This is a genomic window from Curtobacterium sp. RM9 (assembly GCF_054956955.1).
The window spans coordinates 690,974-716,054 of record NZ_CM143271.1 but is presented as its reverse complement, the minus strand read 5'-3'; the positions used below and the strand labels follow the sequence as shown (position 1 = coordinate 716,054).

Genomic DNA, 25,081 nt, shown 5'->3' with positions numbered 1-25,081 from the left:
GACTCGCCCGTCTGCCGGTCCCCCACTCCACGCGCTCAGCGACACTTCACGGCCCGGCTCGGGCGTGAGGTGTCGCTGAGCGCGTGAGGTCACGCCCGCTGCGCCCGCTCGGGTTAGGTTGGCACCGTGCACGGACAACGGTCGTCGGACAGCGGGGCACGCCCGGCACCCGTCGTGCTCGTGGCCGCCGACCCCCGGCGACGCGTGGGACGAACCCCCTGGCGACGCGTCCTCGCCGGTGTCGTCGTCGCCGCGGTCCTCGGCGGCGCGGCCGTGGCCACCGCCGGCACCCTCGTCGCGCAGCGCGTCGCCGAGTCGTTCGCCGTCGGGGACGCCACGAGCGACACCGCGGCACTCGCCCGCGTGGTCGTCGAGCCCGCGCTCGAGGACGCCGTCTCGGGCGACGACCCGGGAGCGCGGGTGGCCGCACGCGCCCGACTCGACGACGCCCTCGCCGGGGAACGCCGCGCGGGGTCGACCGTCCGGATGAAGCTCTGGGCCGCCGACGGCACGGTGCTCTGGTCGGACGAGCCCCGATTGGTCGGCGAGCGCTTCCCGCTCTCCGAGGACGACCTCGAGGCCCTCCGCAGCGACCGCTCCGACGCCGAGGTGTCGGACCTCGACGAGCCGGAGAACCGCTACGAACGGGGCCACGGGCCGTTGCTCGAGGCGTACCAGGCGGTGCACACGCCGTCCGGCGAACCGCTGCTGTTCGAGGCGTACCGGCCGTACGACCAGGTCCTCGCGCGGGCCGCCGACCTCCGGGCCGCGTTCGCCGCGCTGGCGTTCGGCACGGTCGGCGTCGTGCTCGTGCTTCTCGTGCCGCTGCTGCTCTGGCTGCTCGTCCGGATCCGCTCGGGGCAACGGCTCCGGGAACGGCTGCTCGGGCGTGCGCTCGACGCGGAGACCGCGGAGCGCCGACGCCTCGCCGCCGAGCTGCACGACGGTCCCGTGCAGGACGTCGCTGGCCTCGCGCTGTCGCTCGGGGCGGTGCCGGAGACCCGGGCAGCCGCCGAGACCCTGCGCCGCGCGGTGTCCTCGCTCCGGACGTCGATGGCCACGATCCGCCCGGTCGCCCCCGAGCGGGACGGCGTCGACGCCGCGCTCGACGATGCGTGCGCCCGTGCCCGGGCCGCCGGGGTCGCGGTCGTCCTCGACGTGCCCGAGGTCGTCGACGCCTCCCCCGATGCGCGTACCGCGGTCGTGCGGTTCGTCCGTGAGGCGGTCTGGAACGCCGTGAAGCACGCGCACGCGACCCGGATCGACGTCGGGGTCCGGGCGGACGGGGCGGACCTCGTCGTGACCGTCGCCGACGACGGCTCCGGGTTCGACCCGGCGATCCTGCACGGCCCGCCGCGGTCCGGGCACCTCGGCACGACCCTGCTGCGCGAGGTCGCCGAGGACACCGGCGGCTCGCTGTCCCTGGGCACCGCGCCGGACGCCGGGACGGTGTGGGAGCTGACGCTGCCGGCGCGGACGGAGGCGCTGCGGTGAGGGTGCTGCTCGTGGACGACCACGCGCTCGTCCGGCAGGGGCTCCGCGCCGTGCTCGGGACGACGACGGACTGCGAGGTCGTCGGCGAGGCGGCAACCGGGGAGGAGGCCGTCGAGGCCGCTCCCGCGCTCCGCCCGGACGTCGTCGTGATGGACCTCTCGATGCCGGGTGCCGGCGGTGTGGAGGCCACCCGTCGGCTGCGCGCCGCGATGCCCGACGTGCGGGTGCTCGTCCTCACCACGTTCTCGGACGACGACCGGGTGCGTGCGGCCCTGACGGCCGGGGCGACCGGGTACCTGCTCAAGGACGCAGCGCCCGAGGACGTCGTCGCCGCCGTCCGGTCGACGGCCCGCGACGAGACCCCGGTCGATCCCCGCGTCGCCCGGGCCCTTCTGCCCGGAGCGGTTCCACGGACCCCCGCGCGGATGGACGCCGCTGCGGCCGTCGCTGCGGCGGACCGTGGTCCGGACCTGCCGCCGCGGGAGCGCGACGTGCTCGACCGGATCGCACGCGGCCTGTCGAACCGGCAGATCGCCACCGAGCTCGGGATCGCCGAGCGGACCGTCAAGGTGCACGTCGGCTCGCTGTTCCGTCGGATCGGGGTCGCCGACCGGACGAGTGCCGCACTCTGGGCCCGCGACCACGGCTGGTGAGCGATTCCGTCGTCGCCGCGCACACCCTCCGCCGACGACGGGTCGCCAGTCGGCGCGCCGCGTCGGCCGAATCGACCGCGCAGCTCGGCGGACAGCGACTGCGCCAGGCGCGTCCGTACGACGCACGCTCACTGCGAGACCCAGCGGACCACCCATGTGAGACGAAGCCAGCGCGGGGACACGACCCGCAGCGATGCGCCGAAACCGCGCCGAGCCACGACGGAAGTGATCACGACTGCTGCCCGGCGACCAAGGCGCGGATCGGTCGCTTCTGACACTCGGATGGAGAGGACGAGCGACGTCTCGATAGCGCATCGTCTAACGGACGTCCGCCCGCGCTCCGGTCCGGCGGGACTGCACCCTGCCTGTATTGGGTTCGAAGCGACCCGCTCCCACATCAACCTGTAGAGGGACGCGCTGAGCGGATAGACAGGTTAGGCTCGCTCAAATGTCTGACAACCCGTTCGGCGAGATCCCCGCCCTGCCCGTTGCCCTCGTAGTCGGCACCATCGCCCTCCTCATCCAACTGCTCGTCCTGCTCCCAAGCCGGCGCTTCACCTGGCCCCGCGGAGCTGTCGCGGCCGCACTCGCGGTCTACGTTGCCGGCATCTTCGCGAACACGGTCCTCCCGATCTACCTCAACCGGCCCCCGCAGCTACAGCCCTGGACGCCGAAGCTGGCACTGATCCCGTTCTACGACTACGAGGTCATGGACGCGATCACCAACGTGATCGTGTTCGCCCCGCTGGGCATCCTGATCCCGCTGCTGATGCGCCGCCCGTCCTGGGGAAAGGTGATCCTCACCGCCGCCGCGGTCAGCCTCGCGATCGAACTCCTCCAGATCGTCACCGACGGGCTGTTCGGTGGCGGCCACGTCGCAGACGTCAACGACTTCCTCTGGAACACCGTCGGCGGGGCCGTTGGCTACGCGATCTTCGTCGTCCTGTCGCACACTCCGGGCCTGTCACGCCTCGTCGAGCTGTTCCGCTGGCACCCGGCCACGAGGACCACGCGCACCGTCTGAACCAGGCAAGAGTCGACCGGGAGCGCCCGCGGAGCATGAGACTCCGCGGGCGCTCCTGTATTTCGGCAGACCATCGGCTATCGAGACGGGTCGATGCGAGCACCGGCGAACAGGGTCGGCATTCGTATGGAGAGCGGCGAAGGCGGGCCAATGGGTCGGCGTTGGTGGGAGGTGCAGGGTAACCAGCAAGACCCTGCCGGGCATTCACGGCCAACGCTCGCCGGGTCAACCGTTGTCGGGGCTGCCTGGCCCTGTGATCGGACGTGGCCGCAGCGTGGCGTTGCTCCACGGCACACTTGTAGCTATGAGGCAGGACAAGGACGATGACGAGCTCTTCCCGCTCGGGGCTCCTGACCGCCACACGCACTCGATCCGGGCTGCTGCAGGCTGGAAGGATCGAGCAGTCACCCTGACGTTGTTCGGACTGAGTCTGCCGCTGCTCGTTCTCGGGTGGTTCGGCGTCCTGCTCTCGATGTTCGCCTTCGACGCCTGCGGTGACGGAGGATGCAACTACACCGCCGGTTCAGTGGCCTACATCGGCTTCCCGATCGCGGCCGTTGTCAGCACAGTGCTCTGGGCGTTTGCGGCTGAACGTCGCCGGCGCGCCCGTCGTCGTGCATGGATGCTTGGAGCTGGAGCGATCCTGACTATCGTCGCCTTGTTTGCACTCGCTGCGACCGTCGTCCACTTTGCAGCACAGCCGAACTGAGCTTTCCGGTCAGGCCGCCGGCGGCGTGCATCGGGTGGCTGACCAACGTCGCGCTCGCCGATCGTCTACTGCGACGACCACAAGCGGTAAGTTGCCCCTATGGACGCGGTGAGCGCAAACGTGCTGGGGTCGCGGTAGCCGATCCGCGACGGACGCTGACCCTCGACCGAGCCGCCAAGAGCGCACGCTGATGGGCGGGTCGCCTCCTCACATGTCGTCGATGAGACGGAGGGTGTACCCGTCGGGGACGGTCTGGTGCTCGACGTAGTGGGTGAAGACCGGCGCAGCCTGGTCTGCGGTGAACAGCTCGGCCGGGTGCCGCGGCTCGTGAGCGTCTTGCACGTCGATGACCTCGGTGAGCGGGTCGGCGAGGTCATGGGGACGGCCGATGACGTAGAACCGGTACTCGCCGTCGTCTTCGCAGCGGCGGAGTTCGACGCTCATCTTCTCCGCGGTGCCGCCGGCTTGGAGGTAGGAGCCGTCGAACTCGGTCTCGACCTTCTCCGGGTTGAACATCCAGTCGGCGTCGTCTGGGCACCACCAGATCCGCCAGGCGAAGTGCTCGTCGTCATCGAGCAGACCGAGCATCTGCTGCACCTGCTCCGGCATCGGCCGGAACGTGTCCTTGAGGACGCTGCTGACGTGACTGTTGGTCTCTTGGATGATCATGCGTCACTTCACTCGCTGGTAGTTGACCGACGTGATCTCGATGCGTTCACCGTTCAGTGTGGCGTAGGCCGGCGGCGGTCACATCGCGGACATCAACGACTTCGACTGGAACGTCGTCGGCGGGGTCGTCGGCTCCGCGGTCTTCGTCCTACTGTCACGCACTCCAGGCCTGTCCCGCCTCGTCGACGTCCTCCGCTGGCACCCGAGCACGAGCACCACGCGTACTGACCGGAAGCCGGTGAGCGGGTACTAGTACCAAGGTCCGATGGTGCCGCCGCCGCGTCCCGACGACGATCGTCCCGAGGGACGCGACCACCGTCGGCGCGTCGGACCAGCCCAGGAGGCATCCCATGACCACCCAGCGCACGCGACGCCGCACCACCGGCATCGCCGCCGCGATCGCCCTCGGCGCGGTCGCCGCGGCCGCCCTCGTCGGGGTCTCCCCCGCGAACGCGTCCGGCAAGACGAGCACCGGCGGCGACTACGCCGTGACGGTGAACGGCGTCACCACGAACCCCGCCGTCGGCAAGGACTACAAGCTCCGGGACGTCGCCGTCTCGGGCACGATCGCGGTCCGCGGCAAGCACAACGGGTTCGACATCCGGCTCGCCGACCTCGGTGTGTACGACTACACGCTCACCGGCGCCCCGGACACCCAGCGGATGGTGACGAAGCCGACCGTCGTGTTCGCGTCGAAGGTGCCCTCGCTCACGGCCGCGCAGCTCGCGTCGACGACGCTGTCCTCGCTCGAGGTCCGCGACGACACCCTCGTCGCGATCTTCGCCACCGGTGCGGGCAAGCTCAAGGTGCAGGCGAAGGACGGCGCGCAGGGCGGGGTCTTCCAGATGGAGACCGAGTTCGCCGCGCCCGTGACCTTCACGCACACCCTCGGCGCCGGGCTGTTCTACTTCACGAACCCGTACACCGGGAAGATCAACTTCGGCGACGGCACGCCCGCCGTGGCCTCGGGCAGCGACGCGCACCAGATGCTGCTCGGCAAGGACAGCCCCCAGGTCGCGACGAAGACCTCGCAGACCGCGACGACGACCACCTGGACCGTGCAGCCCGGCGGCCGCATGGGCGGCGTGCTCGGCGAGGACGCGGTCGAGCTCTCGCAGGGTGCGACGAACTGCACGAGCGACTGCCAGGCGCAGAACCAGGTCCGCGGCTCCCTGCCGGTGCCGCCGGACCCGGTGGACCCGCAGCCGCTCGGCACCACGGCGCGCTGACGCACCTGCGCTCCGCATCACTTCACAGGCTCAGCGACACCTCACGGCCCCAGCCGGCCGTGAGGTGTCGCTGAGCGCGTGAGGTCGTGGTGAGTGAGAACGCGCGCGGACACGCGCACCCGACCCACGCGCCCCGCCCGGGCCGCGTGGGTAGCGTCGGAGGCATGAACGGACTCGGACCGGGGACCCTGAACGTCGCGACCATCGTCGCCGAGGGCGCCCGACGTCACCGCAACAAGACCGCCGTCGTCACCGCGCTGCCGGACGGCCTGCACGAGCTCAGCTACGGCGACCTCTGGGAGCAGGTGCGCGCCACCGCCGGCGGGCTCCGTGCACGCGGCGTCGAGCGAGGCGACCGGGTGGCCGTGATGCTGCCGAACGTGCCGCAGTTCATCGTGTCGTACTTCGCGGTGCTCGCCCTCGGGGCCGTCGTGGTCCCGATCCACCTGCTCTTCAAGCGCGAGGAGATCACGCACGTGCTGCGGACCTCCGGCGCGGACGTGCTGATCGTCTCCGGCACCGTGCTCCCCGAGGCCGGCCCCGCCGCGGCGGACACCGGCACGGTCGTCGTCGGCGTCGGGTCCCTCCCCGAGGGTGCACCGGCCCCGGACACCACGCTCGCGGACCTCGCGGCCGAGGGCGAACCACTCGACGTCGTCGTCGGCACGAACCCGCTCGACCCCGCGACCGTGCTGTTCACGAGCGGCACGACCGGGCTGCCGAAGGGCGCGGTGGGCACGCACTTCGCCCTCGTCGAGCAGGCGAACGTGTGCATCATCGACCTGTTCGACCTGCGCGAGGACGACGTCGTGTTCGGGGGGCTGCCGCTCTTCCACACCTTCGGCCAGACGGTCGTGATGAACACCACGCTCCGCCGCGGCGCCACGATCGTGCTGCTCCCCCGCTTCGACCCGGCGACCGCCCTGGAACTGTGTGTCGACCAGCGGGTCACGGCCTTCCTCGGGGTCCCGACGATGTTCATCGCGCTGACCGAGGCCTCGCGGACGCACCCCGAGCGGCCCCCGTTCCGCTGGGCGGTCTCCGGCGGTGCCGCCCTCCCCGCGGCCGTGCTCGAGCGCTTCGAGACCACGTTCCGCGCGCCGATCCAGGAGGGCTACGGCATGACCGAGACCTCGCCCGTGATCTCGGTGAACCCCCGTGGTGTGCCGAGTCGGGCGGGCAGCGTCGGCCCGTCGATCTGGGGCGTCGACGTGGTGATCGCGGACGCCGAGGTCGAGGACCGGATCGTCCCGCTGCCGGTCGGCGAGACGGGCGAGATCGTCGTGCGCGGCCACAACCTCTTCCGCGGCTACCTCGACGACGACGCCGCCACCGAGGCCGCGATGGTCGACGGGTACCTCCGCACGGGCGACATCGGTCTGCTGTCCGACGACGGGTACGTCACGATCGTCGACCGGAAGAAGGACCTCATCCTCCGCAACGGGTACAACGTGTACCCGTCGGAGCTGGAGGCCGTGCTGCACCGGCACGAGGACGTGGCGTCCGCCGCGGTGTTCGGCGTCGAGCACCCCGTGCAGGGGCAGGAGGTGCACGCGGCGGTCGTCCTTCGCAAGGGCGCGTCGAGCACCGAGGCGCTCGACGCGTTCGTGCGCGACCGGGTCGCGGCGTACAAGTACCCGCGGGTGTACCACGTGGTGGAGTCGCTGCCGCTGGGACCGAGCGGCAAGGTGCTGCGGCGCGCGCTGAGCGCGCAGTACGCGCCGGAGCCGACCGACGGGGTGGACGCGACCCGGTGACGGACGGGAGGCGCGGTGCCAGCTGGCACCGCGCCTCCCGTCTGCTCCGGTGCGGGTCCCGGGCCGGACCCGCTGACCGGGGTCAGCGCGGGATGACCGAGAAGAGGAAGCGCTTCCGGATCATGTACCAGACGAGCAGGATCAGCACGGTGTGGGCGGCGAAGCCGATCCAGCCGTTGTACCAGTCGACCCCCGGGATCGACGCGATCGCCAGCGCGAAGAACACCTGCCAGACGAACACGTAGAGGCTCGCCTGCCCGATCGGGATCCACAGCCAGCCGATCACCGACGCGATCGGCTTCCAGAACACGGTGAGGATCGCGTACGACACGATCGCGAAGAACGCGATGTCGACCAGTCGGCCCCACTGCAGGTCGACGCGCTGGTACGCGGTGTTGTAGAGGTCCTCGTACATCGTCGCGGGGAACGGCGTGGGCGCGAACCCGTACTGGTGCGCCGCCCAGACGTACACCAGGAACAGCGCGTACCCGGCGACGCCGATGCCGACCAGGACCTTGCCCAGCCGTCCGGTCAGCGCGCCGATGATCTGCCGGCGGTAGTACCCGAGCACGAGGCCGTGCGTGAAGACCACCTGCCAGGTCAGCAGCGGGAACACCGACTCGAACTGCGAGTTCAGCGGCCGGAAGTCCGGGTTCAGCACCTGGTAGGCGTACAGCGCCCAGCTCACGGCGAGCAGCGCCCACCAGAAGCCGCGCTTGATCACCCACATGAACGCCGGGATGAACAGGCTCAGCACCACGAACAGCCCCATGATGTTGAACGGCCACGGGCCCATCTCGAGCAGCAGGAACTGCCGGATCGCGTACCAGGGCGGCGGGTAGGCCAGCAGCTGCATGGCGTTCGGGTACAGGTCGTACACCAGCCCCTCGGCGCCGACCCCGCCGGTGCCGGTCCCCCGGTCGGTGAACGTGGTGATGGCGTCCGTGTTCAGGAACGGCACGAAGCTCATCGCGAAGACCACGAGGATCACCCCGAGCGTCACCAGGTACTGCTTCCGGGCACGCTTCCATGCCCCGACCGCAGCCGCCCACTCGCCGAACTTCTTGATCGCGAACGGGTAGGTCATGCCGAGGACCATGCCGGACAGGAACACGAACATCTCCGCACCGGTGATCGCTCCCGTGGCGTGCAGCGTGATGAACGAGTACGGGCCGCCGATCTCGATGTGCGTGATGACCACGGCGAGGATGATGAAGCCGCGGAACAGGTCCAGGCGTAGGTCACGTCCGGGCTTGCCGTCGTCCGGGTAGCGCCAGCTCGGCAGGAGTCGGCCGACGAGTCCGCTGAGCAGGAACGCCGCCGCGAGGCCCGCTGCGCACCAGACGATCCACGCCATCTGGTCGCCGCCGGTCTCGTACTCCTGGCTGATCGCCGCCGCACCCTGTTGCGGTGTGACCCGCTCGGTCACGGGCCCGAACACGAAGTGGTCGCTCCGCTCGAGGTCGGTGCGGAACGACCCGGCGATCCCCGGCACGGCGGTGTCGCGCCAGTCGGCGACCCGGTTCCCCGCCTCCGGCTCACGACGGTTGGTCTCGAGGAACGTCACGCCGCGGACGAGCGGATGCTCCTGCACCTCGGCGATCACCTGGCGCCACCAGCCCTGCTTGACGGACAGTTCGTCGGCCCCGCGGAGCGTGTGGTCGTACAGCGCGCCGGTGTCGAGCAGCATCGGGCGATCGCCAGCCACGGCGAACCGGTCGTAGAACGTCCGTGACTGCGCGGTCTCGTAGCCCCAGCGCTCGTCGAACCGGGCGGCCACCTCGCCGCGCTCGGGCACGTCGTTCCGGGTGAGCGGGACGTCGCGACCGGCGGCCTCGGTGGCCTTGCCCTTGCCGAACGAGAACATCGACATGCCGACCCAGTCGACCGCCGTCGAACCGGGCCAGTAGGGCGCGTAGGGGTCGTCGGCCGCGGTGAGCCGACCGTCCCCGTCGGTGTCGAGCTTCTGGACGTCGGCGGCGGAGAGGTCCTGCAGGCGCCCCGCCGACTCCCCGAAGGGGTAGCCAGCACCGTAGGACGGCGACCAGACCATGCGCGCGGCGGAGTCGCCGCCGTGCACGGCGCCGGCCAGCGCCCGGAAGGCCCGGACGTACTGCGTCGGCTGCTGCCCCCAGCGGACCCACGTGCCGTTCATCTGCGGGGCGAAGCGGACGAGCAGCTGCGTGTCGTACTGCGCGTGCGCCTGCTCGAAGAGCCGGTTCGCGGCGCGGGCGTCGGCGCGGGTGAGCGAGCCGAGCGAGCGGTCGGGTTCGAGGCTGACGACGAGCACCGCGCCCTGGGCGGCGGCGGCCCGGGTGGCGCGCTGGAACTCCTTGCGGGCACCGCGGTCGAACGGGTAGGAGATCTCGACGCCGTACATCGACGGGGTGGCGTCGAGCCGGCCCGCGTACCCGTCCGGGGCGTCGTCGCCCCAGTCGAGGTCGGGGCCGAACCACGCCTTCCCGTCGGCGGGCGCGGTCGTGTCCGACGTCGCCGCCTTCGTCGGGGTCGGGGTCGCCGTCGTGGCCGGGGTCGCTGCGTCCATCGCGGCGGCCGCGGGCAGCGCGCCGCCGAGCGCCAGGGTGGCGGCCACGACGAGCAGGGCGACCCCCTTGGCCGCCCGTCGCCTCAGCGAGCGCACGCCAGCGTCCAGACGTTGTGCCCGCCCTCGTGCCGGTGCTCGAGCCGGTCGAGCGCGGCGATCGCCAGCGCCAGCCCCCGCCCGCTCTCCTCGTCGACGTCGGCCATCGTCACCGCGGCCAGGTCGACGTCGGCCGGCTGGCCGTTGTCGGTCAGCACGGCGACCAGTTCGCTCTCGTCCGCCTCGAGCTCCACCGTGTACCGCCTCCCTGCCGCGCGGTCCGTCCGCTTCGTGTGCTCGACGATGTTCGCGGCGATCTCCGCCAGCGCCGTCTCGAGCGCGAACCGCGGTCGGACGTCGTCGATGCCGAGCGTGTCCCACCACGCACCGAAGCGGTCCTGCACCTCGTCGACCGACTCGATCGTCGCCGGGACCTCGAACACGACCCGTGCACTCACAGTGGTCCTCCTGCCGTGCTCGACACGTGTTCGGACTGCACCGTGCCGGCCTCCGGCCCGCGGTACAGCACGGCGCGGACGACGATGCTGAAGATGAACAGGTCGAAGACGACCCAGGCGGTGTTCACGAGCGGGGCGATGCCGGACGCCTGCCCGGTCAGGTAGCGGATGCCGATCATCACGAGGGCGGCCACGAGCGCGCCCATCGCGATGAGCTGCGGCTTCACGAGGTCCCACCGCGGCTTCTGCTCGGACTCGTCGCGGACCTTCGGGGTGACGCGGAACCCGAGCGGCTTGCCCCGGAACACGTTCTCGAACGCGCTCGTCACCGACTCGATCCAGACCGGGAAGAGCGCAAGCGAGTACTGCTGCCCGCGCCAGGTCGGGCGTCCGGCGGCGACCACCCAGAACAGCGCCTGGTTGAGCACGAGGAACGGGATGAGCCGGGCGAAGAAGTCCACGCTGTACGCCTGCACGGGCACGACCCCGAACGACAGACAGAGCACCGGGGCGGCGATGTAGACGATCGCCGCGAAGCCGGAGAGGTAGCTCCACATCGTCGAGAAGTACATGAGCCGCTGTCCCCACGAGAGGCCCTTCTGCACGAGCGGGTTCTCGCGGAAGAAGACCTGCATGGTGCCCTGTGCCCAGCGGAGCCGCTGCACGAGCATGGTCGGCAGGTCCTCCGGCGCCAGGCCCTTCGCGAGGATCTCGTCGTGGTACGCGGACCGCCACCCGAGTCCGTGCAGGCGCATCGCGGTCGCCATGTCCTCGGTCACCGAGATCGTCGCCAGCGGCATGATCGGCTGTGCCTCGTCGTCGCGGTTGACGTCGAGCGCGCGGGCGAGGACGGCGATGGCCTCGATCGCGGCGACCGGTGAGGCGTCGCGCTGCCCCAGCACGTCGAGTGCGGCGTCGTCGAGCCCGGCGAAGGTGTCGGCCTCGGTCGACATCGCGGCGAGTTCCTGCAGGTCGCGGCGCACCGACTCGAGGTCGGACGCGGCGAAGCGGAAGGCGATGGCGTCGATGCCGCGCTGGAAGTCGTAGGTGACGTCGCCGAGCGGTTCGCCCTGCTGCACCTGGTCACGGGCCTGGTCGACGACCGCCTCGGCCTCGTCGAGCGCGGTGAGCACGCGCGGGTCGGTCTCGGTCTCGCGGGCCCGGGCGAGGAGCTTGCGCGAGGTGCGGAGGGTGCGCTGCACGGACGCCTCGACCTCGCGCACGTAGCGGGTCACACCGAGCTGCATGAGCGCCTCGCGGCGGAGGATCGCGTTCGAGCCGCAGAAGAACGCGGCGTTCCAGCCGTCCTTCGACTGCTGGATCGGGCCGTAGAAGAGCGGTGCCTGGCTGCCGAGCAGGTCCGCCTCCGGCACGTTCTCGAACCACTGCGGGGTCTGCACGAGCGCCATCCGCGGGTCCTTGAAGTACCCGAGCGTGCGGTCGAGGATCGACGGCTCCGGGACCTGGTCGGCGTCGAGGATGAGGAGGAACTCGCCCTGTGTGGCGAGCAGCGCGTTGTTGAGGTTGCCGGCCTTGGCGTGCCGGGGACGGTCGACCCAGTCGGCACCGCGGGTGATGACCCCGATGCCGAGGGACTCGGCGGCCGCGCGCATCTCGGGCCGGTTGCCGTCGTCGAGGATCCAGGTCGAGTGCGGGTGTGTGATCGCCTTCGCGGCACGGGCCGTGCGGACGACGAGTTCGACCGGCTCGTTGTAGGTGGTGATGAAGACGTCCACCGTGACGTCCCCGGCGGGCTTCGTCGGGGGTTCTCCGCGCTCGCGCAGCCGCCACGCCCCGAAGGCGAACAGCAGCGAGTCGATCACGCTGTACGTCTCGGCGAGGATCAGCGGCACGGCGATCCACCACGAGTGCCAGTTCACCGACGCCGCCCAGCGCCAGACGATGTAGTTCAGCCCGGCGAGCGAGGCGAGCAGTGCGACGGTGCGGACGGTCACGAGCCGTCGTCTGGGCGTCCCCGTGGTCAGCCGTCGGCGGTCCTGACGGCTCACGTCGATCGCGGTCATCGGCGCCCTTCCCTGCTGCGGCCGGTACGGCGCTGGTGAGTGCGCCGCGTACAGGACTGTCTACCGGAGGAGGAGCCCGCCTGTCAGCCTGCCACCCCGGTGCCGCGTCACGTGGCGGTCCACCGTGCGTCGGGCGACCGACCCGGCCGACTCACGCCGCGGGGAGCCCGAGGTCGTCGGCGAGCCGGGACACCACCTCGTCGAAGTACGCCGCGGGGTCGGACACCGAGCCGACCGCGTGCCCGAAGAGCTCGAACGAGAGGACCCCGAACACCGTGGTCCAGGCCATCAGCGTCCGCATCACGACCTCGACCGGGGGGTCCTGCGCGAAGCCACGGGCCTCGACGTACGCGATCGCGTCCGCCACCGCGGCACGGGCGGGGTGTGCAGCGCGCGCCGGGTCGTGCTCCCCGTGCGACGAGCTTCCCGCCGCGACCGCGTCCGCCACGGTGCCGGTCGCGCACCCGGCGTTCCAGGTCTCGGTGACGATGCCGAGCAGGACGTGTGTGGTGCGGGACGCCGGCTCGATCGTGTCCTGCGGTGCGACGTAGCCGGGCACGGGCGAGCCGTAGAGCAGCGCGAAGTCACCGGGGTGGTCGACCGCCCATGTGCGGATCGCCCGGCAGGCCGCCGTCCAGCGCGCTCGGTGGCGGTCGCGTGGGAGGGCCCGGTCAGCAGCCTCGACCGCGGCCCCGAGCTCGTCGTAGTCGAGGACGAGCAACGCCGTGAGCAGGTCGTCGCGACTCGGGAAGTACCGGTAGACGGCCGACGAGACCATGCCCACGTCGCGCGCCACGGCCCGGAGCGCGAGCTGGCTCGGTCCCTCCTGGGTCAGCCGGGCCCGGGCCGCCGAGAGGATCGCCGCGTGCACCGCCTCGCGCGCGAGTGCCCGGGCGGTCGGGGCGGCCGGGGCGCCCGGGGCGCCCGGGGCGGTCCGTGCGGTCCGTGCGGTCGCTCCTCGCTCGTCTGCCATGCCCCCAACCATGTCACGCGAGAGCAGCGCACACAAACGAGAGCACCGCTCTTGCAATTCTTTGGATCGTCGTGCACACTGTTCGCGAGAGCACCGCTCTCGGAACGCCCATCGCAGCCCGACTCCCAGGAGGAACCATGTCCGAGCACCACGTCGTCGTCGGCGCCGGCCCCGTCGGCCGACACGTCGCCACCGTCCTGGCCGAACGCGGTGACCGGGCGACCGTCGTCTCCCGATCCGGCCGCGACACCGGCATCCCCGGCGTCGAACACGCAGCGCTCGATGCCTCCGACGCCGATGCGCTGACCCGCCTGACCGAGGGCGCGGCAGCCCTGCACAACTGCGCGAACCCGGGTGACTACACACAGTGGGAGCGCGTCTGGCCACCCCTCGCGACCGCCCTGCTCACCACCGCCGAGCGCACCGGAGCGGTCTACGCCATCACCGGCAACCTCTACCCGTACGGTCCCGTCGACGGTGTGATGCGCGAGGACCTGCCGGACGCTGCCACCGACCACAAGGGCGTCCTCCGGGCACGGATGTGGGCCGAGGCCCTGGCCGCCCACGAGGCCGGGCGTCTCCGCGCCGTCGAGGTCCGCGGCGCAGACTACGTCGGACCCGGCACCGGCGCGAACGGCCACGTCACCCGGGTCCTCCCTCGCGCACTGCAGGGGAAGTCCGTCACGATGATGGGACGCACCGACGTCCTGCACACCTTCACCGACGTGCTCGACGTCGCCCGCACGCTGGTCGCCGCAGCCGACGACCCCACCGCGCACGGCCGCACCTGGCTCGTCCCCTCCAACCCGCCCCGCACCCAGGCGCAGGCGCTCACCGACACGCTCGCCGCCGCGGGCCGACCCCCGGTCACCGTGCACGGCCTGCCAGCCGGACTCGTCCGCGGCATCGGCGTCGTCCTGCCGTTCATGCGCGAGGTCGCCGACCTCACCTACCAGTTCACCCGCCCCTACCTGCTCGACGACTCCGCAGCGCGCGCCCACTTCGGCATCGAGCCGACGCCGTGGGACGAGGTCTGCCGCCGCACGGTGGGCGGACTGGCGGCGTGACGCACGGGAGGCGCGGTGCCAGCCGGCACCGCGCCTCCCGTGTGTGGACGGGTCGCGCTCAGATCACGAGCAGCCGGGTGGACTGGCCGGTCGAGAGCTGCTGCGCCGCCCCGCCGGTGGCGGGGACCCGCCACAGGCCGGGCGTGCGCTCCGGCGCGTCCACGAACAGGTCGCCCGCGGAGTCGGCCACGCCGAGGTAGAGCCCGTTCGACGGGACCTGCAGGCCGCTGGTCGCCGGCCCGGTGCTGACCGTCCCGGCTCCGTCGACGGTGACGAGGTGCGCGACCGTGTGGTCGGCGACGCAGGGGTTGACCGGCGAGGACTCGGAGATCGCCGGGCACCAGCCGGCGGACTGCCCGAGCACGAGCGCGTCCTGGTTCACGGCGCTGTACTGGTAGCGCGTGGGCACGGCGACGCTGGTCGCGGTCGAGGAACCGGCGCGCAGGGCGTACCAGCTGTTGTAGAAGCTGCCACCGGGCGACCGGACGCCGAGGTAGAGGTTGCCGTGGCCGTCCGCGAGCAGCCCCACGGCGTACCCGATCGACGTGCCCGTACCGGCCGCCGGGACCACCGTGCGCGTGGTCACGACGCCCCGCGGGGACACCGACGTGACCGTCCCCCCGGTCGTCTGGGTCGATGCCCACGCCGACACCGTCCCGTCGCGGCCGACCGCCCAGAACGTGCCGGCCGACGGCAGGAGCGCCTTGGCAGCGCCCTTCACCGGCAGCTTCATGATCGCGCCGGACACCGAGTCGACCCAGTACAGGTTGCCCTCGACGTCGGAACGCAGGTCCTCCGACAGGTGCAGCCCGGTCGCGAGCACGCGGGGAGCTCCGCCGCTCGCCGGGACGAGCAGGATCGAGGTCCGGTCGGCCGACGGGACGAAGACGTCACCGATGTCGTCGGCGGTGTAGCCCGCGGCGCCGGACGCGAGGACCGTGCGGGGTGCGCCCGTCCCGGTCGTCGGGTAGCGCAGCAGCGCACCGGAGGAGTCGATCGCGAAGAGCGACTGCGCGACGGCCGTCCGCGGAGCGGTGTAACGCACGCGCACCTCGGGGCCGGTGCCCCGCGCCGACGTGGCACGGAGCGAGAACGAGTAGGTCACACCGGCGCGGATCGAGCCGAAGCGGTCCGAGCGTGCGGTCGCGGGCAGCTGCTCGACGCCGCCGCCGGCCTGGTTCGTGCTCGGCCGGAGCGTGACGCGCCAGCCGGTCGGGGCTGCGCCGGTGCGCGGTGGACTCCACGTCAGCGTGGCACCGTCCCCGGCTCCACTGACCTGGACGGACGTCGGTGCTCCCGGGAGCCTCGACGACGGAGCCGCCATCGCCGGCGTCACTCCCCCGATCACCAGCGCCACGGCAGCCGCGGCGGTGAGTACTGCTCTGTACACGATCGATCCCCTGTCGTCTCCGTGGCTTCCCATCGCGCCACGGCTCCGGGTATCCCACCACCGCGGGGGGCTTGCCGCCGAGGGTCCGTCAGAGATCGTGCGGGGCGGGCGGTGCACTTGGCGCGACTCCGCAACGGGCCCGTGCGGGTGCGCCCGAGCGCGCGTCGCCCGAGTTTTCCCATGGCGCCGGCGATGGAGAACGGAAACGGGCGTACCTGGTCGAGAGGAACGACCAGGTACGCCCGAAGTCACCAGCGACACCCGGGAGCGCGGAGTACCGCGAAGCGCCGGGCGCCGGACGCGCGTCAGTGCCGGGGCTTGCGCGGTCCCCGGTCGTCGCGGTCGTAGCCGCCGCGGTCGTCGCGGTCGTCACGGTCACGACGCGGGCCGCGCGCACCACGGTCGTCGCGGTCGTACTTCCGGGCACCACCACGGCGGTCCGGCTTGATCTCGATGAGCTTCCCGCTGATCCGGGTGTCCGACAGCCGGTCGAGCACGCCCGGGTCCATGCTCTCGGGCAGCTCGACGATCGAGAAGTCCGGCCGGATCTGGATCGCGCCGAAGTCGTCGCGGCGCAGCCCGCCCTCGTTCGCGAGCGCGCCGACGATCTGGCGCGGCTCGACCCGGTGACGCCGGCCGACCTCGATCCGGTAGGCGGTCATCGGCTGCGACCGACGGGGCCCGCGGTCCTCGCGACCACCGCGGTCGTCGTCGCGGTCGCGGCGGTCGTCACGGCGGCCGTCGCGGTCGACCTGGTTGCGGAGGGCGTCCGACTTCGGGTCGAGCAGCAGCGGGTCGTCGCCCTGCGCGACCACGGCGAGGGCCGCGGAGACGTCCTCGGCGGGGACGTCGTGGTTGCGGACGTAGTGGGCGATGACGTCGCGGAAGGCGGCGATGCGGTCCTGCTGCTCGAGCGCCGCGGTGATGGCGTCGTCGAAGCGGGTGAGGCGCGTCTCGTTGACGTCGTCGATCGTGGGCAGCTGCATCTGGGTGAGCGGCTGCTTGGTGTGGCGCTCGATCGCCGAGAGCAGGCGGCGCTCGCGCGGCGTGACGAAGCTGATCGAGTCGCCCTTGCGGCCGGCGCGGCCGGTGCGGCCGATGCGGTGCACGTAGGACTCGATGTCGACGGGGATGTCGTAGTTGACGACGTGCGTGATGCGGTCGACGTCGAGGCCGCGGGCGGCGACGTCGGTGGCGACGAGGATGTCGAGCTTGCCGGACTTGAGCTGGTTGACCGTGCGCTCGCGCTGCGCCTGGGCGACGTCACCGCTGATGGCAGCGGCGGCGTACCCGCGGGCACGGAGCTTCTCGGCCAGGGTCTCGGTCTCGCTCTTCGTGCGGACGAAGATGATCATGCCCTCGAAGTCCTCGACCTCGAGGATGCGGGTGAGCGCGTCGACCTTCTGCGGGTACGACACCATCAGGTAGCGCTGCGTGATGTTCGCCGCGGTCTTCGTCTTGGTCTTGACCGTGATCTCGGCCGGGTCGGTGAGGTACTGCTGCGAGATGCGGCGGATCTGCGCGGGCATCGTCGCCGAGAACAGCGCGACCTGCTTGTCGTCCGGGGTCTCGGCGAGGATCGTCTCGACGTCCTCGGCGAAGCCCATCTTGAGCATCTCGTCGGCCTCGTCGAGCACGAGGTACTTCAGCTCGGACAGGTCGAGCGTGCCCTTGGCGATGTGGTCCATGATGCGACCGGGCGTGCCGACGACGACGTCCACGCCACGACGGAGCGCGGACAGCTGCACGCCGTACGCCTGGCCGCCGTAGACGGGGAGCACGTGCACGTGCTTCATGTGGGATGCGAACTGCTCGAACGCCTCGCACACCTGGAGTGCGAGCTCGCGGGTCGGCGACAGCACGAGGGCCTGCGGCACCTTGCTGCCCGACTCCATGCGGGACAGGATCGGCAGCGCGAACGCCGCGGTCTTGCCGGTTCCGGTCTGCGCGAGGCCGACGACGTCACGGCCCTCGAGCAGCGTCGGGATGGTGGCTTCCTGGATGGCGGAAGGGGTCTCGTAGCCGATGTCCTTGACGGCCTTGAGCACCGGGTCGCTCAGGCCGAGATCGGCGAAGGTCACCACGGGCCCCTCGTCGGTGGTCTCGGTGGTGGTGGCGGTGTCCGTGCTCATGCAGAAACGGTATCTCGGATGCGGCGCGCGCGCTGACGGATCGACCATCCTGTGGACGCCGCGATGCGGCGGACGGGAGGCGCGGGGCGGGCCCGCACCGTTCCTCCAGGCCGTCAGGGGGCCTGGTCGCGACCGGCGGTCCCGATCCCGAGGACGGCGTCGGCCCGGTCGTTCAACCGGGCGAGCAGCCCGGCGAGCGTGTCGAGGTCGGCCGTGGCGAACGCGCTCGTGAGGTCGTCGACGACCTCGGCACCGGCGGCGTCGAGGGTGTCGAGCAACGCCCTGCCCGCCGGGGCGACCGACACCAGGCTGGCGCGTCCGTCCGCCGGGTCCGGTCCGGTGCCGAGGTAGCCGGACTCAACGAGCGATGCCACCCGGCGACTGACCACCGGACGCGAGAGGCCGGTCGCGTCCGCGATGGCCATCGACCGGACCGCGCCGACGTGGTCGACGGCCCGGAGGATCACACGCGCGGTCGGGTCGAGGCCGCCGCGCGACTCGATCAACGACGAGCGGAGGGTCTGGCGCACCCAGAGCCGGTCGAGCTGGGCGCGGAGGCGTCGTTCGGCGTCGGCGCGTTCCTCGGTCACCACGCCAGCGTAGCGAGCAGATTTAGTTGCTTGCCGGAAGCAATGGATGTATCGTTGCGCGGTCTGCAAAGTTTCACAGCACGAAGCAAGGAGTTCGATGACCGCCACCGCACCCGTCTCGGTGCAGCACGGTCGGCACGCTGCCGAGGCCCCCGCGGCCTCCGGAGCGCCCGGCCAGCAGCCCCTCATGACGCACCGCCAGATCCTCCTGGTGATCTACGGCCTCATGGCGGGCATGTTCCTGTCGTCCCTCGGCCAGACGGTGTTCGGCACGGCGATCCGCACCATCGGCGACGACCTGCACGGCCTCGACCAGCAGGCGTGGGTGACGACGGCCTACCTCATCACCTCGACGATCGCGACGCCGATCTACGGCAAGCTCTCCGACATCTTCGGACGCCGTCCGCTCTACATCTTCGGCATCGTCGTGTTCATCCTCGGCGCGGTGCTCTCGTCGTTGTCGACCTCGATGCTCATGCTCGCCGGCTTCCGCGCCGTGCAGGGCATCGGCGCGGGTGCGCTGATGTCGCTGCCGCTCGCGATCATGGGCGACATCCTCGCGCCCCGTGAGCGTGCGAAGTACCAGGGGTACTTCCTGGCCGTGTTCGGCATCTCCTCGGTGATCGGCCCCCTGATCGGCGGCCTGCTCGCCGGGTCGAGCGAGATCCTGTGGATCACCGGCTGGCGCTGGGTCCTCCTGATCAACGTGCCGATCGGCATCGCGGCGCTGATCATGGTGATCGTCTTCCTGCACCTGCCGAAGGTGCACGGCTCGGGCGACAAGCCGAAGGTCGACTGGTGGGGCGCGACCTCGGTCATCGTGACGCTCGTCCCGCTGCTCCTCGTCGCCGAGCAGGGTCGCACCTGGGGCTGGGGCTCCCCCGCCGCGATCGCCAGCTACGTGATCGGCGCACTCGGTCTCGTCGCGCTGCTCCTGGTCGAGTCGAAGATGGGCGACGCGGCGATCATCCCGCTCAAGCTCTTCCGCTCCGGCACGTTCTCGATGGCCACGGTCATCGGCTTCCTCGTCGGGTTCGCGATGTTCGGCGCGATGCTGACCATCCCGCTCTACCTGCAGATCGTCGTCGGCCTGACCCCGACCGAGTCCGGCTTCGCCACGCTGCCGCTCGTCGGCGGCCTGATGATCGCGTCGATCACCTCGGGTCAGATCGTCGCCCGCGTCGGCCGCTACCGGATCTTCCCGGTCATCGGCACGTTCCTCGTGTCGGCCGGCTACGTGGTCCTGACGTTCATGACGATCGACAAGCCGCTCTGGTTCCTGATGATCGGCATGTTCCTGATCGGCCTCGGGCTCGGCTCGGTCATGCAGTCGCTGACCCTGGCCTCCCAGGGTTCGGTCGAGGCGCGGGACATGGGTGTGGCCACCTCGTCGGCCACGTTCTTCCGCCAGATCGGTGGCACGCTCGGCACCGCCGTGCTGCTCTCGATCCTGTTCTCGGTGATGCCGTCGAACATCCTGCACGCGACCGCCAACCGGGCCGACCTCCGCGACGCCCTCGACGCGGCGACGAACCCGACGGTGGCCACCGCGCGCGAGAACCGCGGCGTCATGGACCAGATCTGGACGCCGATCGTCACCCCGGTCGAACAGCAGGTCCAGGCGTCCCTCGACGGGGTCACCGCGAAGGTCGACCAGGCGACCACGGGCGCTCCGGCGGCCGTGCGCGACCAGGCCCTCGCCGCCGCGGCCGACCAGGCGCACGCCAGTGTGCAGGACGGCAAGCTGACGGTCGACTGGTCCGACGCGGGCCAGCGCTCGTACTGGGTGGGCGAGCTCACCCCGGCGATCGCGAAGAAGATCGACGCGGGCGGCGAGTCCGGCGACAGCGCGACGAGCACGAACGACACCTCGTTCCTGACCGGCGCCGACAGCCGCCTCACCCGGCCGTTCATGGCGGGCTTCAACGCCTCGTCCGTGACGATCTACTGGGTCGGGCTCGGCGTGATCCTGCTCGCCTTCGTCCTCACCTGGTTCTTCAAGGTGCCGCCGCTGCGTGCCCGTTCGGCACTGCAGGAGCGTGCCGACGAGGCCGGGGCACGGGACGATGACGACGTCTCCCCCGAAGCCGAGCTCGAGGCGTCCGCCGGACTGGCCGCCGCCGAGGCCGGCTCGTTCACCGGACCGATGACCGGCTCCACGCCGACGCAGCGTCGGTGACCGACCGGGGCGTCCGCCCGTGCCCCCGTTCCGGGCGGACGCCCCACCCCACCAGCAGGCCCCACGAGGAGCGAACGTGACCACCACCACGGCAGCAGGGACGGCAACGGAGCCGTGCACGCTGCGCGAACGGAAGAAGCAGCAGACCCGGCGCGCACTGCACGACGCGGCATTGACCCTCGTCTCGGCGCACGGCCTGGACGGCGTGACGGTCGAGCAGATCTGCGCCGACGCCGACGTCTCGCCGCGGACCTTCTTCAACTACTTCGGCTCGAAGGCCCACGCGGCGCTCGGGCTGGACACCGTCGAGGTCCCGGAGGCCGCGGCGCTGTGGTTCGCCGAGGCCGGCGGGCGTCTCGTCGACGACCTCTGCGGGCTCGTCGCCTCGACCGTGCCGCTGTCGCAGGACCGACGTCGGATGAAGGAGCTGCTCGTGCTCCGACCGGAGATGACCCCGATGGTGATGCAGTGGATGGCGGAGTCCCGGCAGTCCCTGATGCGCGTCGTCGGCGCCCGGGCCGACGAGCAGACCGCGCGCACGGCGGTCGCGCTCGTGATGACGGCGCTCAGCGAGGTCGCGCACCGCGAGACCGTCGGCGGCACGGAGGAGCTCGCGGCGCGGCTGCGGGACGTCGTGCGTGAGATGGGCGTGCTGGCCACCGCCTGAGCGGGTCACGGGTCGTCCCGCCTCGGCCGTCCCGGAACGACCTGGTCACCGTCGGACGACAGCGACCATGGCCGTACCGGGACGGGGTGCCCACCGCCCGAGGCCAGCTGGAACGTCCCCTCAGACGCGGCTCTCGATGCGCTTCCCCTGCACCCGCCGTGACGCCGCGTCGATGACCGCGAGGTCCGCCGGCGAGAGCACCACGTCCGCCGCCCCGACGTTCTCCGTGACGCGGTCCGGGTTGGTCGAACCCGGGATCGGGACGATGTCGGCACGTTGCGCGAGGATCCACGCCAGTGCCAGCTGCGAGAGCGTGGCTCCGTTCCGTTCCGCCACCGCACGCAACGACGCGGTGACGGCGACGTTCGCGTCGAAGTGCTCCGGTGCCCACCACTCGAGCAGGTGCCGGATGTCGTCCTCCGGGTAGGCAGCCCGCGGGCGCGGGGTCCCGCCGAGGAACCCGCGTGCAAGGGGCGAGTACGCCACCAGACCGATCCCGAGCTCGTCCACGACCGGGAACAGCTCCTCGGACTCCCGCGCGAACACCGAGTACTCGGTCTGGAACGCCGAGATCGGGTGCACCGCGTTGGCCCGACGGATTTGGTCGGCGTCGGTGTTGGACAGGCCGAGGTACCGGACCTTGCCCGCCTCGACGAACTCCTGCATCACACCGACGACGTCCTCGATCGGCACCTCGGGGTCGTCCACGTGCTGGTAGAGCAGGTCGATCGAGTCGACCCGGAGGTTCCGGAGGCTCTGCTCGACAACCTGCCGGACGTGCTCCGGCCGGGAGTCGGGGCGCCAGGCGTCAGCGGTGAAGCCGAACTTCGTCGCGATCGTGACCTCGTCACGGATCGGTGCGAGCGCTCTGCCGAGGAGCCGCTCCCCCGCTCCCCACCCGTACATCTCGGCGGTGTCGAAGTGCGTGACGCCGAGGTCGTGCGCCCGGCGGATCGCGGTCACCGACTCGTCGGCGTCCGCGGGTCCGTAGGCGAAGACCGTGCCCATCGCGCCGTACCCGACGGCTCCGACGGTCAGGCCCTGCTGCCCGATGCTGCGTTGCTGCATGCGTGTTCCTCTCGATGCGACCGGTTCGCCACGACCAGTTCGTCACGACCGTGGTGGCAGAGTACGCCCTTTCTGTCAGTCTCTGCCACATCCGGCGTACCCTGCCGGGCCGGTACGATGGCGACATGGAACCGGGTGGCATGAACGGCAGCCTTCGTGACGTCACTCGCGCCGCCGTCCGCGACCGCATCGCCGCGATCGCCGTCGCCCGGTTCGACCAGGACGGCTTCGACGCCGTGACCGTGGAGCAGGTGGCGGCCGACGCCGGCATCTCCGCCCGCAGCTTCCACCGGTACTTCCCCGCGAAGGAGGACGCCGTCATCGGCGATCCGACGCGACACCGTGGTGCCCTCGCGGACGCGTTCGCCGGGCGACCGACGGACGAGCAGCCGTGGGACTCCCTCCGCGAGGCGTTCGTCGAGATGCTGACGAGCGACGCCGGACCGACCGAGGCCGGACGTCGCTCGGTCCGGGTGATGCGCTCGACGGTGTCGCTCCGTGCGCGCAACCTCGAGAAGCACCTCGCCTGGGCGGAGGCGCTCGTCCCCCTGGTCACCGCGCGCCTGGCCGACGAGGACCCGGAGGACGCCGAGCTCCGCGCCGACGCGCTCGTGCAGGCCGCGCTCGGCTGCTTCGACGTCGCGATCGGGCGGTGGGCGGAGGAGCCCGCCGACGGCGACCTCGTCGCCCTCCTGCGACGCGCCTTCGCCGCGGTCCGCACCTCCTCCTGAGCCCGAGCCACCCGGGCAGCGGACCCGACCGTCCGCCGGACGGGAGGCACGGCGCCCGCCCCCCACCGCGCCTCCCGTCCGGAGTCGGTGCCGGTCGAGAGCCGCCATCGCGGACCGGTCCGGTGACGGGTCCACGCGGCTGTACGGAGTGCGCGGACCGCGCGCGTCGCGTCGTCCCGGCGCATGGCTCCGTCGCCAGGATGGTCCCCCTGCGGGAGCAGCGACGGAAGGGATCCATGCGCACCACCGACCCCCGGTCCACCGGTCACCGAGGCCCGATCGACCCGGACGCGGTGTCGCTCGTCGCCCTGCGGCTCTTCGACGAGCGCGGTTTCGACGCCGTCTCCCTCGACGAGGTCGCCGAGGCCGCCGGGGTGAGCCGCCGCTCCCTCTTCCGGCTCTTCCCGAGCAAGGCGGCACTCGTCTGGGGCGGCCTCGACGCGTTCGCGACCCGGTTCACGCGCGCGCTGCACGTCCGGCCCGCCGAGGAGCCCGCGGCCGTCGCCGTCCGGGCGGCCTACCGGCTCGCCACGCGCTTCCCCGACGACGAACTCGAGGTGACCCGTCGCCGGATCCGTGTGATCCGGGCGACCCCGTCGCTCGGCCGCGGCGGCGAGTCGGCGGCCGCCGCGCTGACCGAGATCGTGGTGCGGTTCGTCACCGAGCGCGACGGCGGCGGGGTCCCATCGCTGGAGACCACCGTGCGGGCGCGGACCCTCGTGGCGGCCGCGAGCACGGCGCTCTCCTGGTGGGCGGCGACCGACGAGGGCAGGCCGGACGAGGTCGTCGACCGGGCGCTCGCGCTCCTCGTCTGAACCGGTCCGGAAGCCCGGCGTCGGCGTACGGTACGGCCATGAACGTGCACGGACCGTCGCCGTACTTCCTGCTCCCCGGGACCGCGCGTGCGGCACTCACCCGCTGGCAGGGGGTCTTCGGGGGCGAGGTCCGGATCGCCACCTACGCCGACTTCTCCCGCGACGACGGACCGGCCGACGCGGTGGCGCACGGCCAGCTGCACGGCGACCTGGAGCTCTTCGCCGCCGACGCGGGTGCGGACGACACCGCGTTCGCCGCGACGGGCGTGCTGTTCTCGTTGCTCGGTGCCGCGGAACCCGACGTGCTCCGCCGGTGGTGGGACGACCTCGCCGCCGACGGCACCGTCGTCGACACGCTGCAGGAACGCCCGTGGGGCGACTGGGACGGCACCGTGCGGGACACCTTCGGCGTCACGTGGCTGATCGGCTTCGAGGGGTCGGCCCTGACCGAGGACTGACCGCGCGCCGCCAGGGCCCGCCCGAGCGACGCCCCGATCCGCTGCGCGAGCGACGCGTCGGTCCGCTGCGCGCTACGCGTCGATCGGCAGCAGGGGCGCCCAGATCGCGTCCGGGCCGTCGGACACGACCGCGTCCGCCTCGAACCGGAAGCCGAACGCGCGCACGAAGTCGAGCGCCGCGGCCTGCTCGTCCTCGGCGTCGTCGTGCGCGGCGTCGAAGAGGTACACGCCGTGCCCCATCGCGACGCCGGAGTCGCTGATCACCGACAGGTCCCAGCGCCCCTCCTCGGCACGCTCGATGCGGACGACGGCGGCCTGTGCAGCGGTGAAGTCAGCCATGCCGCCACCCTACGGACCGCCCGGTGTGGACGTTCAGCCGCCCCGCGCACTGGGGGTCCGCCCGCAGCCCGACG

The 25,081-nt window shown here is 71.8% G+C and carries 22 protein-coding genes; 12 read left to right on the top strand and 10 right to left on the bottom strand.

Annotated elements, in window-relative coordinates; translation table 11 throughout:
- The first annotated feature begins 126 nt into the window (after positions 1–126).
- From ACY3FI_RS03470 to ACY3FI_RS03455, 4 genes are all read left to right on the top strand, one after another.
- On the top strand, positions 127–1,494 hold the full coding sequence (locus ACY3FI_RS03470; protein WP_462549356.1) for a sensor histidine kinase: 1,368 nt from the start codon (positions 127–129) through the stop codon (positions 1,492–1,494).
- A gap of 11 nt (positions 1,495–1,505) precedes the next feature.
- Positions 1,506–2,147, top strand: coding sequence for a response regulator (locus ACY3FI_RS03465; RefSeq protein WP_462549355.1), 642 nt, complete (start codon positions 1,506–1,508; stop codon positions 2,145–2,147).
- A gap of 448 nt (positions 2,148–2,595) precedes the next feature.
- On the top strand, positions 2,596–3,171 hold the full coding sequence (locus ACY3FI_RS03460; RefSeq protein WP_462549354.1) for a VanZ family protein: 576 nt from the start codon (positions 2,596–2,598) through the stop codon (positions 3,169–3,171).
- Positions 3,172–3,475: 304 nt separating this feature from the next.
- Positions 3,476–3,880 carry a hypothetical protein gene (locus ACY3FI_RS03455; RefSeq protein ID WP_462549353.1) on the top strand — a complete coding sequence of 135 codons (405 nt, stop codon included), beginning with the start codon at positions 3,476–3,478 and terminating at the stop codon, positions 3,878–3,880.
- A gap of 207 nt (positions 3,881–4,087) precedes the next feature.
- Here ACY3FI_RS03455 and ACY3FI_RS03450 read toward each other — a convergent pair whose 3' ends face one another.
- Positions 4,088–4,549: a hypothetical protein gene (locus ACY3FI_RS03450; protein ID WP_462549352.1), complete on the bottom strand. Its 462-nt coding sequence runs from the start codon at positions 4,547–4,549 to the stop codon at positions 4,088–4,090.
- A 350-nt stretch (positions 4,550–4,899) separates the two neighbouring features.
- Here ACY3FI_RS03450 and ACY3FI_RS03445 point away from each other — a divergent pair, with 350 nt between their 5' ends.
- Positions 4,900–5,778, top strand: coding sequence for a hypothetical protein (locus ACY3FI_RS03445; protein WP_462549351.1), 879 nt, complete (start codon positions 4,900–4,902; stop codon positions 5,776–5,778).
- A gap of 164 nt (positions 5,779–5,942) precedes the next feature.
- A complete protein-coding gene (locus tag ACY3FI_RS03440) occupies positions 5,943–7,535 on the top strand; it encodes a long-chain-fatty-acid--CoA ligase (protein ID WP_462549350.1) in 1,593 nt (530 codons plus the stop codon).
- Positions 7,536–7,617: 82 nt separating this feature from the next.
- Here the strand turns inward: ACY3FI_RS03440 and opgC are convergent, their stop codons facing one another.
- The 4 genes from opgC to ACY3FI_RS03420 all read right to left on the bottom strand — a co-directional run bounded on the left by opgC (position 7,618) and on the right by ACY3FI_RS03420 (position 13,571).
- Entirely contained in the window at positions 7,618–10,176 is a 2,559-nt protein-coding gene (opgC, locus tag ACY3FI_RS03435) for an OpgC domain-containing protein (RefSeq protein WP_462549349.1), read from the bottom strand.
- Positions 10,164–10,574, bottom strand: a complete 411-nt coding sequence (locus ACY3FI_RS03430) for an ATP-binding protein (protein ID WP_462549348.1) — start codon at positions 10,572–10,574, stop codon at positions 10,164–10,166. The genes opgC and ACY3FI_RS03430 overlap by 13 nt, the downstream gene beginning before the upstream one ends.
- Positions 10,571–12,598, bottom strand: coding sequence for a glycosyltransferase (locus tag ACY3FI_RS03425; RefSeq protein WP_462549347.1), 2,028 nt, complete (start codon positions 12,596–12,598; stop codon positions 10,571–10,573). Before ACY3FI_RS03425 ends, ACY3FI_RS03430 begins: the two co-directional genes overlap by 4 nt.
- A gap of 151 nt (positions 12,599–12,749) precedes the next feature.
- Entirely contained in the window at positions 12,750–13,571 is an 822-nt protein-coding gene (locus ACY3FI_RS03420; RefSeq protein ID WP_462549346.1) for a TetR/AcrR family transcriptional regulator, read from the bottom strand.
- Positions 13,572–13,708: 137 nt separating this feature from the next.
- On the opposite strand from ACY3FI_RS03420, the gene ACY3FI_RS03415 reads away from it, so the two are divergent.
- Positions 13,709–14,638, top strand: a complete 930-nt coding sequence (locus ACY3FI_RS03415; RefSeq protein WP_462549345.1) for an NAD-dependent epimerase/dehydratase family protein — start codon at positions 13,709–13,711, stop codon at positions 14,636–14,638.
- 58 nt (positions 14,639–14,696) lie between these two features.
- Here ACY3FI_RS03415 and ACY3FI_RS03410 read toward each other — a convergent pair whose 3' ends face one another.
- The 3 genes from ACY3FI_RS03410 to ACY3FI_RS03400 form a co-directional block, all read right to left on the bottom strand.
- Positions 14,697–16,028, bottom strand: a complete 1,332-nt coding sequence (locus ACY3FI_RS03410) for a fibronectin type III domain-containing protein (protein WP_462549344.1) — start codon at positions 16,026–16,028, stop codon at positions 14,697–14,699.
- Positions 16,029–16,333: 305 nt separating this feature from the next.
- Positions 16,334–18,160: a DEAD/DEAH box helicase gene (locus ACY3FI_RS03405; RefSeq protein ID WP_462549343.1), complete on the bottom strand. Its 1,827-nt coding sequence runs from the start codon at positions 18,158–18,160 to the stop codon at positions 16,334–16,336.
- A gap of 113 nt (positions 18,161–18,273) precedes the next feature.
- A complete protein-coding gene (locus ACY3FI_RS03400) occupies positions 18,274–18,750 on the bottom strand; it encodes a MarR family winged helix-turn-helix transcriptional regulator (RefSeq protein ID WP_462549342.1) in 477 nt (158 codons plus the stop codon).
- 97 nt (positions 18,751–18,847) lie between these two features.
- On the opposite strand from ACY3FI_RS03400, the gene ACY3FI_RS03395 reads away from it, so the two are divergent.
- Both ACY3FI_RS03395 and ACY3FI_RS03390 read left to right on the top strand, forming a co-directional pair.
- Positions 18,848–20,929 carry an MDR family MFS transporter gene (locus tag ACY3FI_RS03395; protein ID WP_462549341.1) on the top strand — a complete coding sequence of 694 codons (2,082 nt, stop codon included), beginning with the start codon at positions 18,848–18,850 and terminating at the stop codon, positions 20,927–20,929.
- A gap of 76 nt (positions 20,930–21,005) precedes the next feature.
- A complete protein-coding gene (locus tag ACY3FI_RS03390) occupies positions 21,006–21,596 on the top strand; it encodes a TetR/AcrR family transcriptional regulator (protein ID WP_462549340.1) in 591 nt (196 codons plus the stop codon).
- A 120-nt stretch (positions 21,597–21,716) separates the two neighbouring features.
- Here ACY3FI_RS03390 and ACY3FI_RS03385 read toward each other — a convergent pair whose 3' ends face one another.
- Entirely contained in the window at positions 21,717–22,664 is a 948-nt protein-coding gene (locus tag ACY3FI_RS03385; RefSeq protein WP_462549339.1) for an aldo/keto reductase, read from the bottom strand.
- Positions 22,665–22,789: 125 nt separating this feature from the next.
- On the opposite strand from ACY3FI_RS03385, the gene ACY3FI_RS03380 reads away from it, so the two are divergent.
- From ACY3FI_RS03380 to ACY3FI_RS03370, 3 genes are all read left to right on the top strand, one after another.
- Positions 22,790–23,395, top strand: coding sequence for an acyl-CoA-like ligand-binding transcription factor (locus tag ACY3FI_RS03380; RefSeq protein WP_462549338.1), 606 nt, complete (start codon positions 22,790–22,792; stop codon positions 23,393–23,395).
- 236 nt (positions 23,396–23,631) lie between these two features.
- Positions 23,632–24,210, top strand: a complete 579-nt coding sequence (locus tag ACY3FI_RS03375) for a TetR family transcriptional regulator (protein WP_462549337.1) — start codon at positions 23,632–23,634, stop codon at positions 24,208–24,210.
- Positions 24,211–24,248: 38 nt separating this feature from the next.
- A complete protein-coding gene (locus ACY3FI_RS03370; protein WP_462549336.1) occupies positions 24,249–24,668 on the top strand; it encodes a VOC family protein in 420 nt (139 codons plus the stop codon).
- 72 nt (positions 24,669–24,740) lie between these two features.
- On the opposite strand, the gene ACY3FI_RS03365 is transcribed toward ACY3FI_RS03370, so the two are convergent.
- Positions 24,741–25,007 (bottom strand): hypothetical protein, encoded by a 267-nt coding sequence (locus ACY3FI_RS03365; RefSeq protein ID WP_462549335.1) that lies wholly within the window; start codon positions 25,005–25,007, stop codon positions 24,741–24,743.
- Positions 25,008–25,081 lie beyond the last annotated feature (74 nt).

Bases quoted from the DNA above. Each gene is read 5' to 3' on its own strand.
- ACY3FI_RS03460 (WP_462549354.1), top strand. From the start codon at position 2,596: ATGTCTGACAACCCGTTCGGCGAGATCCCCGCCCTGCCCGTTGCCCTC.
- ACY3FI_RS03375 (WP_462549337.1), top strand. From the start codon at position 23,632: ATGCGCACCACCGACCCCCGGTCCACCGGTCACCGAGGCCCGATCGAC.
- ACY3FI_RS03415 (WP_462549345.1), top strand. From the start codon at position 13,709: ATGTCCGAGCACCACGTCGTCGTCGGCGCCGGCCCCGTCGGCCGACAC.
- ACY3FI_RS03450 (WP_462549352.1), bottom strand. From the start codon at position 4,549: ATGATCATCCAAGAGACCAACAGTCACGTCAGCAGCGTCCTCAAGGAC.
- ACY3FI_RS03385 (WP_462549339.1), bottom strand. From the start codon at position 22,664: ATGCAGCAACGCAGCATCGGGCAGCAGGGCCTGACCGTCGGAGCCGTC.
- ACY3FI_RS03425 (WP_462549347.1), bottom strand. From the start codon at position 12,598: ATGACCGCGATCGACGTGAGCCGTCAGGACCGCCGACGGCTGACCACG.
- ACY3FI_RS03370 (WP_462549336.1), top strand. From the start codon at position 24,249: ATGAACGTGCACGGACCGTCGCCGTACTTCCTGCTCCCCGGGACCGCG.
- ACY3FI_RS03395 (WP_462549341.1), top strand. From the start codon at position 18,848: ATGACCGCCACCGCACCCGTCTCGGTGCAGCACGGTCGGCACGCTGCC.
- ACY3FI_RS03440 (WP_462549350.1), top strand. From the start codon at position 5,943: ATGAACGGACTCGGACCGGGGACCCTGAACGTCGCGACCATCGTCGCC.
- ACY3FI_RS03455 (WP_462549353.1), top strand. From the start codon at position 3,476: ATGAGGCAGGACAAGGACGATGACGAGCTCTTCCCGCTCGGGGCTCCT.
- ACY3FI_RS03420 (WP_462549346.1), bottom strand. From the start codon at position 13,571: ATGGCAGACGAGCGAGGAGCGACCGCACGGACCGCACGGACCGCCCCG.
- ACY3FI_RS03445 (WP_462549351.1), top strand. From the start codon at position 4,900: ATGACCACCCAGCGCACGCGACGCCGCACCACCGGCATCGCCGCCGCG.
- ACY3FI_RS03405 (WP_462549343.1), bottom strand. From the start codon at position 18,160: ATGAGCACGGACACCGCCACCACCACCGAGACCACCGACGAGGGGCCC.
- ACY3FI_RS03365 (WP_462549335.1), bottom strand. From the start codon at position 25,007: ATGGCTGACTTCACCGCTGCACAGGCCGCCGTCGTCCGCATCGAGCGT.
- ACY3FI_RS03380 (WP_462549338.1), top strand. From the start codon at position 22,790: ATGGAACCGGGTGGCATGAACGGCAGCCTTCGTGACGTCACTCGCGCC.